The organism is Afipia sp. P52-10 (genome assembly GCF_000516555.1).
GTDB lineage: Bacteria > Pseudomonadota > Alphaproteobacteria > Rhizobiales > Xanthobacteraceae > P52-10.
Map to the genome: position 1 here is coordinate 743,758 of NZ_AZSJ01000003.1, position 13,743 is coordinate 757,500.

Annotated in this window: 15 protein-coding genes and 1 tRNA gene (1 of these 16 only partly in view); 11 read left to right on the forward strand and 5 right to left on the reverse strand. The window is 64.3% G+C overall.

Features of this window, described 5'->3' with window-relative positions; translation table 11 throughout:
* Positions 1-44: 44 nt before the first annotated feature.
* Positions 45-1,199, reverse strand: coding sequence for a zinc-binding dehydrogenase (locus tag X566_RS04755; protein WP_034463941.1), 1,155 nt, complete (start codon positions 1,197-1,199; stop codon positions 45-47).
* Between the two features lie 169 nt (positions 1,200-1,368).
* Here X566_RS04755 and X566_RS04760 point away from each other — a divergent pair, with 169 nt between their 5' ends.
* Positions 1,369-1,965: a hypothetical protein gene (locus X566_RS04760; protein ID WP_152539799.1), complete on the forward strand. Its 597-nt coding sequence runs from the start codon at positions 1,369-1,371 to the stop codon at positions 1,963-1,965.
* Positions 1,966-1,984: 19 nt separating this feature from the next.
* Here X566_RS04760 and X566_RS24965 read toward each other — a convergent pair whose 3' ends face one another.
* Positions 1,985-2,509 (reverse strand): hypothetical protein, encoded by a 525-nt coding sequence (locus X566_RS24965; RefSeq protein WP_160170444.1) that lies wholly within the window; start codon positions 2,507-2,509, stop codon positions 1,985-1,987.
* Between X566_RS24965 and X566_RS23845 the strand changes: the two genes are divergently transcribed.
* Positions 2,502-3,377, forward strand: coding sequence for a tripartite tricarboxylate transporter substrate binding protein (locus X566_RS23845; RefSeq protein WP_160170445.1), 876 nt, complete (start codon positions 2,502-2,504; stop codon positions 3,375-3,377). The genes X566_RS24965 and X566_RS23845 overlap by 8 nt on opposite strands.
* Before the next feature lie 151 nt (positions 3,378-3,528).
* On the opposite strand, the gene X566_RS04775 is transcribed toward X566_RS23845, so the two are convergent.
* Positions 3,529-3,605: transfer RNA gene (locus X566_RS04775), tRNA-Met, on the reverse strand.
* A 228-nt stretch (positions 3,606-3,833) separates the two neighbouring features.
* Positions 3,834-4,595: a glucose 1-dehydrogenase gene (locus tag X566_RS04780; RefSeq protein WP_034467901.1), complete on the reverse strand. Its 762-nt coding sequence runs from the start codon at positions 4,593-4,595 to the stop codon at positions 3,834-3,836.
* Between the two features lie 140 nt (positions 4,596-4,735).
* Here X566_RS04780 and X566_RS04785 point away from each other — a divergent pair, with 140 nt between their 5' ends.
* From X566_RS04785 to X566_RS04815, 7 genes are all read left to right on the forward strand, one after another.
* Positions 4,736-5,518 (forward strand): SDR family oxidoreductase, encoded by a 783-nt coding sequence (locus tag X566_RS04785; protein ID WP_034463951.1) that lies wholly within the window; start codon positions 4,736-4,738, stop codon positions 5,516-5,518.
* A 57-nt stretch (positions 5,519-5,575) separates the two neighbouring features.
* The gene (locus tag X566_RS04790; RefSeq protein WP_034463954.1) at positions 5,576-6,562 is read left to right on the forward strand and encodes an NADPH:quinone reductase; all 987 of its coding nucleotides are present in this window, start codon (positions 5,576-5,578) and stop codon (positions 6,560-6,562) included.
* A gap of 113 nt (positions 6,563-6,675) precedes the next feature.
* Positions 6,676-7,521, forward strand: coding sequence for an MBL fold metallo-hydrolase (locus X566_RS04795; RefSeq protein WP_034463957.1), 846 nt, complete (start codon positions 6,676-6,678; stop codon positions 7,519-7,521).
* Positions 7,522-7,921: 400 nt separating this feature from the next.
* Positions 7,922-9,448, forward strand: coding sequence for a porin (locus X566_RS04800; protein ID WP_034463959.1), 1,527 nt, complete (start codon positions 7,922-7,924; stop codon positions 9,446-9,448).
* Between the two features lie 228 nt (positions 9,449-9,676).
* A complete protein-coding gene (locus X566_RS04805) occupies positions 9,677-10,519 on the forward strand; it encodes a fumarylacetoacetate hydrolase family protein (RefSeq protein WP_034463961.1) in 843 nt (280 codons plus the stop codon).
* Positions 10,520-10,601: 82 nt separating this feature from the next.
* The gene (locus X566_RS04810) at positions 10,602-11,219 is read left to right on the forward strand and encodes a glutathione S-transferase (RefSeq protein WP_034463963.1); all 618 of its coding nucleotides are present in this window, start codon (positions 10,602-10,604) and stop codon (positions 11,217-11,219) included.
* A gap of 52 nt (positions 11,220-11,271) precedes the next feature.
* Positions 11,272-12,141, forward strand: coding sequence for an MBL fold metallo-hydrolase (locus tag X566_RS04815; RefSeq protein ID WP_034463967.1), 870 nt, complete (start codon positions 11,272-11,274; stop codon positions 12,139-12,141).
* A gap of 132 nt (positions 12,142-12,273) precedes the next feature.
* On the opposite strand, the gene X566_RS04820 is transcribed toward X566_RS04815, so the two are convergent.
* The gene (locus tag X566_RS04820; protein WP_034463970.1) at positions 12,274-12,819 is read right to left on the reverse strand and encodes a methylated-DNA--[protein]-cysteine S-methyltransferase; all 546 of its coding nucleotides are present in this window, start codon (positions 12,817-12,819) and stop codon (positions 12,274-12,276) included.
* Positions 12,820-13,021: 202 nt separating this feature from the next.
* On the opposite strand from X566_RS04820, the gene X566_RS04825 reads away from it, so the two are divergent.
* Positions 13,022-13,513, forward strand: coding sequence for a YbaK/EbsC family protein (locus X566_RS04825; RefSeq protein WP_034463972.1), 492 nt, complete (start codon positions 13,022-13,024; stop codon positions 13,511-13,513).
* 81 nt (positions 13,514-13,594) lie between these two features.
* Positions 13,595-13,743, forward strand: partial view of a M20/M25/M40 family metallo-hydrolase gene (locus X566_RS04830; RefSeq protein WP_034463973.1) — the beginning only. Its footprint extends 1,114 nt past the window's final position; only the first 149 of its 1,263 coding nucleotides appear in the window; it begins with the start codon at positions 13,595-13,597; the stop codon falls past the right edge of the window.

The following is a 13,743-nucleotide window of genomic DNA, read 5'->3' on the forward strand; positions in this document are numbered from 1 at the left end:
GGCGTGGCGGGCGGCGATGTTGATCGCCGCCCGCAGCGCGAGCCTCAGGCCTTGTGAGGAGCGATCAGGAATTTCTCGCCGGTCGCGCGCTTGTTGTAGGCGGCCACCACGTCGAGCTGCAGCATTTCGGACAGTGAGACGACCTGCGTGTAGTGGCTCGCGAACGTGGTCTTGATCTCCGCCGCCACGCGGTCGCGCAGCCGCTGGGCGTCGGCGGGGCCGATCTTGTCGAGAAACGGCATCAGCAGCCAACCGCTGAGACTCCAGGCACTGCCGTAGTTGCTGCGGTTCAGCACCGTCGGCGCGGTGTTCAGCCGCCCATAGGAATAGACCTGCTTGAACACGGTCGAGCCGTAGCGGCTGTAGTTCGCGGCACTGGCGCTGGCGACCCGCTCCATGCAGGTGAGGATCTGGTCGGCGAGGTTGCCGCCGCCCACCGCATCGAACGCGATCGTGGCGCCGGTCGCTTCCAGCGCCTTGGTCAAATCGGCCAGGAAGGTCGCCGACGACGAGTCGCAGACGTGTTTGGCGCCGGCCTTGCGCAACAGCTCCACCTGCTGCGGGCTGCGCACGATGTTGACGAGGCCGATGCCATCCTTGAGGCAGATCCGGTTCAGCATCTGGCCGAGGTTGGAGGCGGCTGCGGTATGCACCAGCGCCGTGTGCCCCTCCCGGCGCATGGTCTCGGTCATGCCGAGCGCCGTCAGCGGATTGACGAAGCAGGACGCGCCTTCCGCAGCCGTGGTGCCCGCCGGCAGCGCCAGGCAGTCGGCGGCCTTGATGCGGCGATACTGCGCGTACATCGCGCCGCCAAACATGCCCACCATCTTGCCGAGCAGCGCCTGCGCGGCCTCGGAGCTCCCGGCCTTGATGACCGTGCCCGCGCCCTCGTTGCCGACCGGCATCGATCGGTCGAGACGGCCCGCCATCGCCTGCAGCGCGGCCTGCGACACCGGTGCCGTCAGCACCGGTCGATCCTGCGGTCCGGAAACGGACGCCGCGGTCATGTCGGCGCCGCCGAGCAGCAGCCCGAGATCGGACGGATTGATCGGTGAGGCCTCGATGCGGACGATCACCTCGTCGGCGGCAGGCTCCGGCACCGGCACCGGCTCCAAGGACACCTGGAGCTGCCCTCCCTTCGTCACCAACGAGCGAAGCTCAAGTCCTGTTTCAATCCCCTCGGCCACGTTTCTCTCCATCAAGATGCTCTAGCGCATGCGGCAAACGCCTTATCAGCTTGCCATCGCCGACGCAAAAGCACGCTCTCGCCTACGGAAAAGTGAGCGCCATTGGCGCCCACGTTGCGGAACGTTTCGCGCAGCCGAGGATTAAACTGCCGCAGTATTATGTGCGCAGGAGACTTTGATCATGAGACCGTTCGCAGTGGCGCTCGCAAGTGCCGCGATCCTTTTCACCGTAGGGCAGGCCGGGGCACAGCAGCCTGCGACCACGCCCCAGCCGCCAGCCGCAGCACCGACGCCAGCGACCCCGGACACCAAGGCCGGGACCGATGCCAAGAAAGGCCCTGACGCCAAGAGCGAGAGCACCGACTCGAAGGCGGCACCCACGCCTGCAGAGTCCGCTGCCAAGGGCACTGATGCGAAAAACCCGGCTGCGCCGAGCACAGATGCCAAGGGTACCGATGCCAAGAGCGCTGATAGCAAGAGCGCTGGCGCCAAGAGCGGCAACGCGAAGGCAGCCTCCACCACGGCAAAGAGCGCCAAATCGAATTCAGCACGCAAGGCGCACACAAGTCAGCGCAAGGCCGCCAGACACCATCGCCACTACCGCCACCGGCACGCTCGGCCCTATCGTTATTATGAGGAGCGTCCCTATCGGCGCAGTTACGGCTATCATTACGGCTATGGCCCGCGTTACCGGTACGGCTACGGACCGGACTTCGGATGGGGCCCCGATCCGGGCGATCTCGCCTGGCCGCCCTTCCACTTCCGCCCCTATTGGTGAGCGATCATCGGGTAAGCAATCATCGATGACCGCGCAGCCGCCGAACCAGCCGGTTCGGCGGCTTCTTCGTGGGCAGGCAGGCGTTTTTTTCGTCGGCAAGCAGACGTTCAAGCACCGATCGTCGCCTCGCATTCTCGTGGGTTGACCAGCCGAGCGCGCAGGCGCCGTTCAGCGCATCTGTGAAGCGAAGACCAAGCGTGGTGCGCCACCGCACCGAACAGACGATCTGAAGCCCTGTTGGCGGTGCGTTCCGTGTCGCGACGTTCCTTTCCGCGACGGTGCTGCTTGCGATGCAATTCTCCCCGCGCAAGCCAAGCCCGTTGTCGGCAAGGCGGCTTTCAAACGGCGTGTACATTCCGCAAACTTCAGATAGGCTCGCGCCATAAGAATAAAATACCAACGAAGTTTGGGAGGATACACGGATGCACCATCGCCTCACCCGTCGCGATCTTCTTGTCTCAGCCGCGGGCGCGGCCAGCGCCTCGCTGCTTGCGGCGCCGGCGATTGCGCAGAGCTGGCCCTCGAAACCGATCCGCATGATCATCGGCGACGCAGCCGGCGGCGGCACCGACCAGGTGAGCCGCGTGTTTGTCGAGTATCTGACGAAGAAACTTGGACAGACGGTGGTGGCCGACAACCGGCCGGGCGCCAACGGTGTGGTCGCAGCCACCGAACTCAAGAATGCAGCGCCAGACGGCTACACCTTCCTTTACATGGTGGGCTCTGCGCTGATGACGCAGAAGCTTCTGCACAAGAACCTGCCCTACGATCCGGTGAAGGACTTCGAGCCGGTGGCGGCGCAGCCGGTCGCCGGCTTGCCGCTCGTCACCAATCCGTCGGTCGGCGCCAAAACTCTCGAGCAGTTCATCGATTACGCCCGCAAGAATCCCACCAACATCGGCACCTATGGCGCGGGATCGCTGGCGCATGTCGGCATCGCCGCGATGGAGAAATTCTACAAGGTGCCGTTCACGCCGGTCCATTATCGCGGCAGCGGCTTGATGTGGGCCGATCTCGCCGCGGGCTCGCTGCATGGCGGGCTCGGCGGCGGCGCCGGCGGCTTGAACGTCGTCAACATGGGCAAGGGAAAGGCCGTCGCCATCCAGGGCCGCAACCGTCTCCTCAATTTTCCGGATGTGCCGACGTTCCTCGAACTCGGCGGAACGGATCCGGGGCTGTCGCTGATGAGCGTCACCGGAATCCTGGCACCGGTCGGTGTGCCGGATCAGATCCTCGACACCATCTCCACGCTGTCGGTCGAGGCCGGCCAGGATGAAGCCACCTGGCAGAAGTTCATGACCGCCGGCGCGGAGCAACGATCGATCGGCCGCGCCGAATTCAAACGCTGGGTGCGCGAGGAAGGACCGGTGTGGACCGAATTGACCGCAGGCCTCGGCTTGACGCCGACCTGACGCGCAACCTGTACGTGACCTCGCTCAGCCTGCGGCGATTGCAGATGGATCGTCGCAGGACCACGGTCCAGCCGCTGCAAGATTGAAGGCTCTGAAAAGACTACAGAAATCAAAAATCCCGCAGCGCCGGCCACGGGATTATCGAGAACGTTGGTTGCGGGGATAGGATTTGAACCTATGACCTTCAGGTTATGAGCCTGACGAGCTACCGGGCTGCTCCACCCCGCGCCAATGGCGTTTGCGAACCGCAGTTCGCGTTGCGGCGCGTGTGTAGCAATCATGATCCGCTTTGGAAAGGGCCAGAAGCGATCTTTTTGATGATTTTGCGACACCGCCGAAAACGCAGATAATATCTGGAAAAGTCGATGCAAGGGGCGGCCCTTGCGGATGCGATCTGTTGCGCTCCGCAGCGGTTCCAGCCGCCTGCGGACGCCGGCAGCCTGTGAGCTCCCGCCATCACGCCAGCAGAAATCCACCATCGACGGTGATGACGGAGCCGGTCATGTAGCGCGAGGCCTGCGATGCCAACAGCAGGATCGCGCCGTCGAGGTCGGCGGCCGCGCCCAGCCGCCGCTGCGGAATGCCCTTGATCAGCCGCTCGCCCGCGGGCGTCGCCCAGAACTCGTGATTGAATTCGGTGTCGATATAACCCGGCGCCAATGCGTTGACGCGAATGCTTTTCGACGCCCACTCCAGCGCCAGCGATTTCGTGAGCTGAAGCAGCGCCGCTTTCGAGGCCGAGTAGGTCGAGACGTGCCCCATCACGCCGATGCCGAGCACCGACGAAATGTTGATGATGCTGCCGCCCGCCTTGCGCGCGATCATCCGCCGCGCGATCTCGGTCGCCACCGTGAACGCCCCCTTGAGATTGGCGTTCAGCACCTTGTCCCAGTCGGCTTCGGTCTGGTCAACCGCGGCCTTCTCAACCACCACGCCGGCATTGTTGATCAGCACTGAAACCGGCCCGAGCGCCTTCTCCGCCGTATCCAGCGCCTGCACGATCGAGCCGCCGTCGGTCACATCCATCCGCACCGCGATCGCCTGGCCGCCGTTCATCTTCAGCTCGCTGGCCAGGCTCTCCAGCTTGTCCACCTGCCGCGCGGCGAGCACCACAGCGGCGCCATGCGCCGCCAACAACCGTGCGAAATGCCGTCCGAGCCCCTGCGACGCGCCGGTGACGAGAACAACTTCCTTCGAGACATCGAACAGATCGGCCATAATGGACTTCCACGTGGAACGAGCGATGATCACCATCTGCCATGCCATGCTGATATGCTCAAGCAACGGCCGCAGAGAGCTTTTCCAGCCCTCTGAAACCTGCTTGAAATTCCAGCCGAAACGATGACGCGGAGGAGCCAATGGATCTGGGGATTGCCAACAAGAAGGCGCTGGTCTGCGCATCCAGCAAGGGTCTGGGACGGGCCTGTGCCGAGTTCCTCGCCGCCGATGGCGTACACCTGACGCTGGTTGCGCGCGGTGCGGACGCGCTCGCCCAGACGGCCGCCGACATCCGCGCGCGCTACAAGGTCGAGGTGACCGAAGTGGCGACCGACATCACCACGCCCGCCGGCCGCGAGGCGGCGCTGAAGGCCTGTCCGGAGCCGGACATCCTCATCAACAACGCTGGCGGGCCGCCGCCGGGCGATTTCCGCAACTGGACGCGCGACGATTGGATCAAGGCGCTCGACGCCAACATGCTGACGCCAATCGAACTGATCAAGGCGACGGTGGACGGCATGATGGCCCGCAAGTGGGGCCGCATCGTCAACATCACCTCCGCCGCCGTGAAGGCGCCGATCGACCAGCTCGGTTTGTCGAACGGCGCGCGCGCCGGTCTCACCGGCTTCGTCGCCGGCCTGTCGCGCAAGACGATCGTCAACGGCGTCACCATCAACAACCTGCTGCCGGGGCCGTTCGTCACCGACCGCATCCGCACCACCAATGCGGCCGAGGCCAGCAAGGCCGGCATCCCGGTCGATGCACTGATCGAAAAGCGCTCGAAGGAACATCCGGCCGGCCGCTTCGGCGATCCGGCCGAGTTCGGTGCCGCCTGTGCCTTCCTGTGCAGCCAGTATGCCGGTTTCATTACCGGGCAGAACCTGCTGCTCGACGGCGGCGCCTTCCGCGGCACGCTGTCCTGATCGTCATCAAGATCATCCCAAGTCCCAACAACAAGAAACCGACCAAGAAGGAAGACGATGAAAGCAGTATGGTATGATCGGCAGGGGCCCGCCCGCGAGGTGTTCGTCTATGGCGAGGTGCCGACCCCGAATGCCGGCCAGGGCGAAGTCCGCATCAAGCTCGAGGCCTCCGGCGTCAATCCGTCCGACACTTATCGCCGCATGGGCACCGCGGGCCCGATGGAATATCCGCGCGTGATCGCCAACAGCGACGGCGCCGGCATCGTCGATCAGGTCGGCCCCGGCGCCAAGCGCTTCAAGGTGGGCGATCGCATCTGGCTCTACAACGGCCAGCGCAACGGCCGCGCTTTCGGCACCGCGGCTGAATACATCGCGCTGGACGAAAATCTGGTCACGCCGCTGCCGGACAATGTCTCGTTCGCCGAAGGCGCGACGCTCGGCGTGCCGGGCATGACCGCCTGGGTCTGCCTCTATCACGCAGGCCCGGTGAAGGATCAGACGGTGCTCGTCACCGGCGGCGCCGGTGCCGTGGGCCACTATGGTATCCAGCTCGCGAAATGGGGCGGCGCGCGCGTCATCACCACCGTCTCCTCGCCGCAGAAAGCGGAAATCGCCAAGGCGGCGGGCGCCGATCTCATCATCAATTACAAGACCGAAAACGTCGCCGAGCGCGTGCTGGCGTTCGCGCCCGAAGGCGTCGATCGGATCGTCGAAGTCGATTTCGGCGGCAACATCGAGACCACCGAGAAGATCCTCGGCCGCTTCTCCACGGTCGCGATCTACGCCACCAAGGGCAACCTGAAGCCGCAGGTGACGATCCGCACGCTGACGCAGAAGAACGTCACCGTCTACGGCATGCAACTGCCGCTGACGCCGATGCCGCTGCAACGCAAGGCCCAGGCCGGCATGGCCGAGTGGCTCGCCAGCGGCAGGCATATCCACATGGTGGCACAACAGTTTCCGCTGAAGGAAACCGTCGACGCGCATCTGGCGGTCGAAGCCGGCACCAAGCTCGGCACCGTGATCGTCGACTGCGCTCGCTGACGCAAAACAACGGCTCGGAACGGCATCGCTCCGGGCCCTCACGGCCTTGCGCGCGACCGCGCGCCAATCATACCGTGCAAACACGCTAAACAATAACAATCAGGGAGAGACGCATGCGCTGGACGGTCGGCAAGGTGAAGATCACCAAAATCACCGAGATCGAGGTGGCGGGCGGTACCCGTTTCATGCTGCCGCAGGCGACCTACAACGAAATCCAGCAGATGCCCTGGCTCATTCCGGATTTCGCGACCGAGGAAGGCAAGCTGAAGATGTCGATCCATTCGCTGATCGTCGAAACGCCGACGCGGCGGATCGTGGTGGACACCTGCATCGGCAACGACAAGCAGAATCGCGGCGTGCCGACCTGGAACAACCTGAAGAAGCCGTTCCTCGAGGATATGACCAAGGCCGGCTATCCGCCGGACTCGATCGACACCGTGTTCTGCACGCATCTGCATGTGGACCACGTCGGCTGGAACACCAAGCTGGTCGACGGCAAGTGGGTGCCGACCTTCGAGAACGCGCGCTACGTGTTCGTAAAGCCCGAATACGAATACTGGAAGACGCACGCGCCGACGCCTTCGCACGCGGCCGTATTCGAGGATTCGGTGAAGCCGATCATCGATGCCAACAAGGCCGACCTGGTGGCGCCGGATGCCAAGCTCTGCGAAGAGTTGACGCTGATCTCCACCCCCGGCCACAGCCCGGGCCATGTCAGCATTCACATCAAGTCCGACGGCGAGGAAGGCCTGCTCACCGGCGACGTCGCGCATCATCCCTGCCAGATGTGGCACATGGAGTGGTCGTCATCGCCAGATTCCGATCCCGTACAGTCCACCAAGACCAAGCGCGAGCTGTTTTCGCGCTTCGCCGACACCAAGACGCTGGTGATCGGCGGGCATTTCAATGCCGGCTACATCAAGCGCGAGGGCGATCGTTTCAAATACGTCGCGGCGTGACGCGTAGGATAGAGGATAACGGTGGCGTCGAAGGGCGATCGCGCCGCCGTTTGACCGCGACTTGTCCTCAACATTCGAAATTTTTTTTCTGCTGCATCGCGACAGCATTGTGCGCAAAACGCCGTTCGCGCTTCGCATCGCACCTTGCGAGAAGCGCGCGCGGTCCGCGCATTTTCCGATCACCTCAGCCCCGTCATTACGCACCGCGATATGGCCGCCGGCGGGCTCCGGACCGTCCGCTTGCGTACGATCACGAAACGGTGTCAAAGTGACGCATGGGGTGCGGACGACATTTGATGTCGATCGCCAAGAAGAAAAAGAAACAAGAACAAAAAGAAAAGCACAAAACAGGAAGAAAAGAACAAAAACGGTCGTCGAAACACGCTGGGGAGGAACTGCCTTGAAGGGAGTCGTACGCCTGCTTCTTGCATCCGGAGCCGGACTGGCCACAGCCACAGCGGCAAACGCCGCGGACCTGCCGGTCAAAGCCAAACCCATCGAATACGTGAAGATCTGCTCGCTCTACGGCGCGGGCTTCTACTACATCCCGGGCACCGATACCTGCATCCGCATCGGCGGACACATCCGCTCGGAAATCAGCTTCGGCAACGGCCGCGGCACGGCCACCCAGTCCTGGACCGCCACCGACGGCAACGCGACCAACACCCGCGATCGCGACCAATTCTACACCCGCACCCGCGTCTTCCTGCAGACCGACGTCCGCACGCAGACCGACTTCGGCACGCTGCGCGCGTTCTCGCTCATTCGCTACGAGATCAGCACGCCGGTCGGATTGACCTCGGCAGCGGGCACGATCTTCAACGACGCCGCCATCATCCAGTGGGGCGGATTCACGATCGGCAAGCTCGGCACGTCGTTCATCGACAATCCGTGGAATTACGCCTTCAAGTATTCCGCCTACACATTTGGAACACCGGACACCGCGAGCGGTCCATTCGCCGTCGCCTATACGCATCAGTTCGGCAACGGCGTCACCGCCTCGGTGTCCCTGGAAGACGGCAAGTTCCGCAAGCGCGGCAACTACAACGGCGCGACACCGCTCAGCGCCTGGGGTAATCCCGCTGTCGGCACCGACACTCGCGGCGGCAACACCTGGCCTGAGATCGTCGGCCAGTTCCGGATCGAGCAGGCGTGGGGCGGCTTCCACCTCGCCGGACATCTCGTCAACAACCACATCGCCTATGCCTGCGGCGCATCCGGGGCGACCTGCACCGAGATCACCGGGCCGACGCCGGCCGACAAGATCGGCGGCGGCGTCACCGCGGCGATGAAACTCAACGTGCCGACCGGCGTCAACGACGCGCTGTATATCTCCGGCTCGTACTCGCTGGGCAACACCCAGGACGCCTTCAACTCGACCCTGGTGCAGCCGGCCGGCTTCGGCATCTTCGGCAGCAGCAACCTCAACTATGGCAGCATCGTCGGCGGCTACCAGTTCGATTCGGTGTACTCCACCGCTGGCGGCGCGGGCGCTGGCAAGGTGTTCGGCCCGACCGGACAGCAACTGACCAAGACCTATGGCGGCCTGCTCGCTTTCGAGCATGGCTGGGATGCGGCCTGGCGGACCTCGGTCTTCGGCGGCGTTCAGGTGATCGACTACAACGAAACCGCCAACGCGATCCTCTGCTCGCGGCAGGGGCCGGGCAGCGCCGCCGGAACGCTGTCGAATGCGGGCACGACCTGCAACATGGACTATCGCATCTACGGCGTCGGCACCCGCACCTACTGGAGCGGCATCCGCGACTTCCAGATCGGCGTCGAAATGATCTGGACCAACCATCACTCGGGCAACAAGGGCGCAACCTACACGCTGCCGGCGACGCTGGGCTACAAGCCCGCCGTTGCCTACGAGGTCAAAGACCAGAACGTGTTCTCGGGCATGCTGGCGGTGCGCCGCTTCTTCTGAGCAGCCGTCACATGCGCTGCAACGACAGCGCCCAATGCCAAAAGAGCCGCCGGCGAGCCCCACGCCGGCGGCATTCTTCTTTCGGAAGCGACTCCCAAGCCACGCCTGTCATCGCCTGGATGAAGCGGGAAGAATGCGGCCGCCGCGAACAGCGCAAAAAGTGTCGCCCATCGCACGGATTCTGGGTTAGAGACTTTGCGGAACCATCATGTCCCGGAGAGCGCGATCATGAAACTCGTCAGATTTGGTGGAGTGGGTCAGGAGCGGCCAGGCATCCTCGACAAGGACGGCCACATCCGGGATCTGTCCGCGCATGTGAAGGACATCTCCGGCGAGGTGCTGTCCGAGGAGGGCTTGCAGCGCATCGGCGCGATCGATCCGTTGAGCCTGCCGCGGATGCCGGACGGCGTACGGCTCGGCGCGCCGGTGGCGACGCCGTCGAAGTTCGTCGCCATCGGCCTGAACTATGCCGACCATGCCGCCGAGACCGGCGCGGCGATCCCGAAGGAGCCGATCATCTTCCTGAAGGCTGTCACCTCGATGTCCGGCCCGCATGATCCGGTGGAGAAGCCGCGCGATTCCACCAAGCTCGACTGGGAAGTCGAACTCGGGCTGATCATCGGCAAGCGGGCGAAGTATGTCGAGGAGGCCGACGCGCTCTCCCATGTCGCCGGCTACTGCCTCGCCAACGACGTCTCCGAGCGCAATTTCCAGATCGAGCGCGAGGGGCAATGGACCAAGGGCAAATCGCACGACACATTCGGCCCGCTCGGGCCCTGGCTCGTGACCAAGGATGAGATCGCCGACCCGCAGAACCTGTCGATGTGGCTCGACGTCAACGGCGAGCGGCAGCAGACCGGAACGACCGCCACCATGATCTTCAAGATTCCGAAGATCATCGCCTACGTCTCGCGTTTCATGACGCTGCTGCCCGGCGACGTGATCGTCACCGGCACACCGCCGGGCGTCGGCTCCGGCAAGAAGCCGCAACGCTTCCTCAATGTCGGCGACGTGGTGACGCTCGGCGTCGAAGGCCTCGGCACCCAACGCCAGCAGATCGTCGCCGCCTGACCGGCGGGCCGTTGGCGATTGCCGCGCCCGGCGGCAATCGCCAACAATCGACAATGATCCTCGTCCAAGAAAGACAACAACGATGAAGCTGACCTTCTCCCCCGCCTCGCCTTATGCGCGCAAGGTGCGCGTTGTCGCGATCGAGCTCGGCCTGATCGATCAGATCGAATTCGTTCCAGCGACGGTGTCGCCCGGCACGCCGAACGAGGCCTACTCGCGCGACGTCAGTCCGCTGCGGAAGCTGCCGGCACTGATCCTCGACGACGGCACCACCATCGTCGATTCCTACGTGATCGCGGAGTATCTCGACGAGCGGGCGGGCGGCGGCAAGCTGATCCCCGCCTCCGGCGCGGAGAAATGGCGCGTGAAGACCGAGCACGCGATCACCCAGGGCATGCTGGAGGCGATGCTGCTCTGCCGCTACGAGAAGCTGCTGCGGCCGGAGGAGAAGCGCTGGGACGTGTGGCTGAATGATCAGTGGGATCGGGCCTGGCAGGGCTTCGCATTGTTCGAGCACCGCACCGACACGCTGGCGCGGCCGCTCGACATCGCCCAGATCGGCCTTGTCTGCGCGCTGGGCTACGCCGACTTCCGTTTCCCCGACTGCGGCTGGCGCAAGGCCTTCCCGAAGGTGGCCGCGTTCCACGAGCGGATGATGCAGCGGCCGTCGATCAAGGAGACGGTGCCGCCGCCCGCGTAAAGCCAGACATCCACCGCCGACGTGAGTTTCGAAAGAGCAGGAGCGATCGCATATGACCCTCACCCTGACCGTCGGCGACCTGACCATCCATCGCATCATCGAGGCGGAGGGACGCTTTCTCCCCGCCCTCGAGATGCTCGCAGGGCTGACGCCGGAATTGCTCGCCGAGAACCGCCACTGGCTGCAACCGCACGCGCTCGATCCCGACGACGTCTTCAAGCTCTGCTTCCAGTCCTATGTGGTGCGCACGCCGCATCACACCATTCTGGTCGACAGCTGCATCGGCAACGACAAGCCGCGCGGCCGCGCCGAATGGAGCATGAAGACCGACGACACCTATCTGCGCGCGCTGAAGGCTGCGGGTTTCGCGGTCGAAGACATCGACTACGTGATGTGCACGCATCTGCATGTCGATCATGTCGGCTGGAACACGCGGCTGGAAAGCGGACGCTGGGTGCCGACGTTTCCGAACGCGCGCTACATCTTCGGCAAGCAGGAACACGACCACTGGGCCGCGCTGCATGCGACCAAGCCAAACCCGGTCTACGGCGACAGCGTGCTGCCGGTGATCGAAGCCAACAAGGCCGACCTGGTGAACAACGACCACCAGCTCGGCGACCATGTACGGCTGCTGGCCACGCCCGGACACACACCAGGTCATGTCGCGATCTGCTTTGGCGCCAAGGGCGACGATGCGGTGATGTCCGGCGACCTGATGCACACGCCGCTGCAGACGCGCTACCCGGAGCTGTCTGCCAATTTCGACACCGACAAGGCGCAGGCCGCCGCCACCCGGCGAAGTTTCCTGGAGCGCTATTGCGACACCAGGACGCTCTGCTGCACGGCGCATTTCCCCTCGCCGTCGGTCGGGCGGATCACGCGTTGGGGCGACGGCTTCACGTGTGATGCGGTTGCCGGCTGACAACAGCCAATAGAGCATTTTGCTTCTGATCGAATCAGAACCAAAGCTCTCGATTCTTGTTTTGGCGCGTTTTCACGCGAACTGGTTCCATCCCGGACCAGGGTCCGGGACAGGCTTTCGCTCGAAAACGCGCTAGTCGAACAGCGACGGCGTGTGATTGACGTAGGCGCCTTCGATCGCCAGCATCTTCAGCTTGGTCTTGACGCCGCCGTTGGCGGAGAAGCCGCCAGGCTTGCCGCCGGCGGCCAGCACGCGATGGCATGGCACCACGATCGGGAACGGATTCTGCCCGAGCGCCTGGCCGACATCGCGCGACAGCTCGACACCGCCGAGCTGCTTGGCGATATCGCCGTAAGTCAGCGTCGAACCCGGCGGAATCGTCCGCGCGATCTGATAGACGCCGCGATTGAAGTCGGGCACCAGCGACATATCGAGGGCGATGTCGTCGAGCGCGACCTTCTCGCCGGCCAACAAGGCCGTCATCCCCTCGATCGCATGGGCGACCGCCGGCGACGGCGCCGCTTCCGGCAGTTCACCGCCGCTGCGCTGGAACAGCCGCGTCCGCGTCTGCGCCTCGTTCGGCTGCGGCAGCTGGACGCCGGTCAATCCATGCGCGTTCCAGGCGACGCCGCAGCGGCCGAGTTCGGTATCAAAGAGAGCAAAACCTGATGACGTCATGGCATCCAACCGATGGCACGAAAGGTTCGGACAATCCTCGCTAAGATGGGCGTCTTGCACGCAAATCACCACCCGTTTCCGGACATTTGCACCGGCGGAACAACGCCTCGGCGGGCCCCGCCGATGCACGCAGGGAGTGGCCAGAGGCGCGGAAAACCGGCTAAAAGACCGGCCGAACTTCCCTGACCTGTCGTATCACCGCATGAGCCTGGAATCCGTTCAAGCCTTCTTCGCCGAACACGCCCCCGACATCGAGGTGCTGGTCACCGAGGCGAGCTCCGCCACCGTGCTCGAAGCCGCTGCGGCTCACAACGTCACGCCGGCCCAGATCGCCAAGACGCTGTCGCTGCGCGTCGGCGGACAGATCCTGCTCGTGGTCACGAGCGGCGAGGCACGTCTCGACAATCGCAAGGTGAAGGAGCATTTCGGCGGCAAGGCCTCGATGCTCGGCGCCGACGAGGTTGAGACCGTCACCGGTCATCCGGTCGGCGGCGTCTGCCCGTTCGGCCTCGCCACGGCGCTGCCGGTCTATTGCGACGTCTCGCTGAAGGCGTTCGACGAGGTCGTGCCCGCCGCGGGCTCGCGCAACAGCGCGCTGCGGATTTCGCCACAGCGCATGGCAGACCTCACCGGCGCACGCTGGATCGACGTCTGCAAGGAACCGGCGCAGGACGCCGCTGCGGCTGGCGCCTGACCGTCCCGCTTCGGCACAGCGTTGGAGACCAGCATCCGCGGTGATAGCCTTTCTCCTGGCGCTTCAGCTCGGGAGACGATCATGACCTTTCGCTTCGCCGTCGCACCAACGCTTGTGCTCGCAGGAACGCTGCTGCTGCCGACGATCACGCAAGCGGCCGCCGACGAAACGCTGAAGGCCGCCGCGAGCAAAGCCCAGCCCGCCGTGATCGAAAGCCTGCGCGAGATGGT

Excerpts from the sequence above, each read along its gene's own strand:
- X566_RS04755 (WP_034463941.1), bottom strand. The coding sequence starts at position 1,199 with ATGGAGAGAAACGTGGCCGAGGGGATTGAAACAGGACTTGAGCTTCGC.
- X566_RS04760 (WP_152539799.1), top strand. The coding sequence starts at position 1,369 with ATGAGACCGTTCGCAGTGGCGCTCGCAAGTGCCGCGATCCTTTTCACC.
- X566_RS23845 (WP_160170445.1), top strand. The coding sequence starts at position 2,502 with ATGATCATCGGCGACGCAGCCGGCGGCGGCACCGACCAGGTGAGCCGC.
- X566_RS24965 (WP_160170444.1), bottom strand. The coding sequence starts at position 2,509 with ATGATCATGCGGATCGGTTTCGAGGGCCAGCTCTGCGCAATCGCCGGC.
- X566_RS04780 (WP_034467901.1), bottom strand. The coding sequence starts at position 4,595 with ATGGCCGATCTGTTCGATGTCTCGAAGGAAGTTGTTCTCGTCACCGGC.
- X566_RS04785 (WP_034463951.1), top strand. The coding sequence starts at position 4,736 with ATGGATCTGGGGATTGCCAACAAGAAGGCGCTGGTCTGCGCATCCAGC.
- X566_RS04790 (WP_034463954.1), top strand. The coding sequence starts at position 5,576 with ATGAAAGCAGTATGGTATGATCGGCAGGGGCCCGCCCGCGAGGTGTTC.
- X566_RS04795 (WP_034463957.1), top strand. The coding sequence starts at position 6,676 with ATGCGCTGGACGGTCGGCAAGGTGAAGATCACCAAAATCACCGAGATC.
- X566_RS04805 (WP_034463961.1), top strand. The coding sequence starts at position 9,677 with ATGAAACTCGTCAGATTTGGTGGAGTGGGTCAGGAGCGGCCAGGCATC.
- X566_RS04810 (WP_034463963.1), top strand. The coding sequence starts at position 10,602 with ATGAAGCTGACCTTCTCCCCCGCCTCGCCTTATGCGCGCAAGGTGCGC.
- X566_RS04815 (WP_034463967.1), top strand. The coding sequence starts at position 11,272 with ATGACCCTCACCCTGACCGTCGGCGACCTGACCATCCATCGCATCATC.
- X566_RS04820 (WP_034463970.1), bottom strand. The coding sequence starts at position 12,819 with ATGACGTCATCAGGTTTTGCTCTCTTTGATACCGAACTCGGCCGCTGC.
- X566_RS04825 (WP_034463972.1), top strand. The coding sequence starts at position 13,022 with ATGAGCCTGGAATCCGTTCAAGCCTTCTTCGCCGAACACGCCCCCGAC.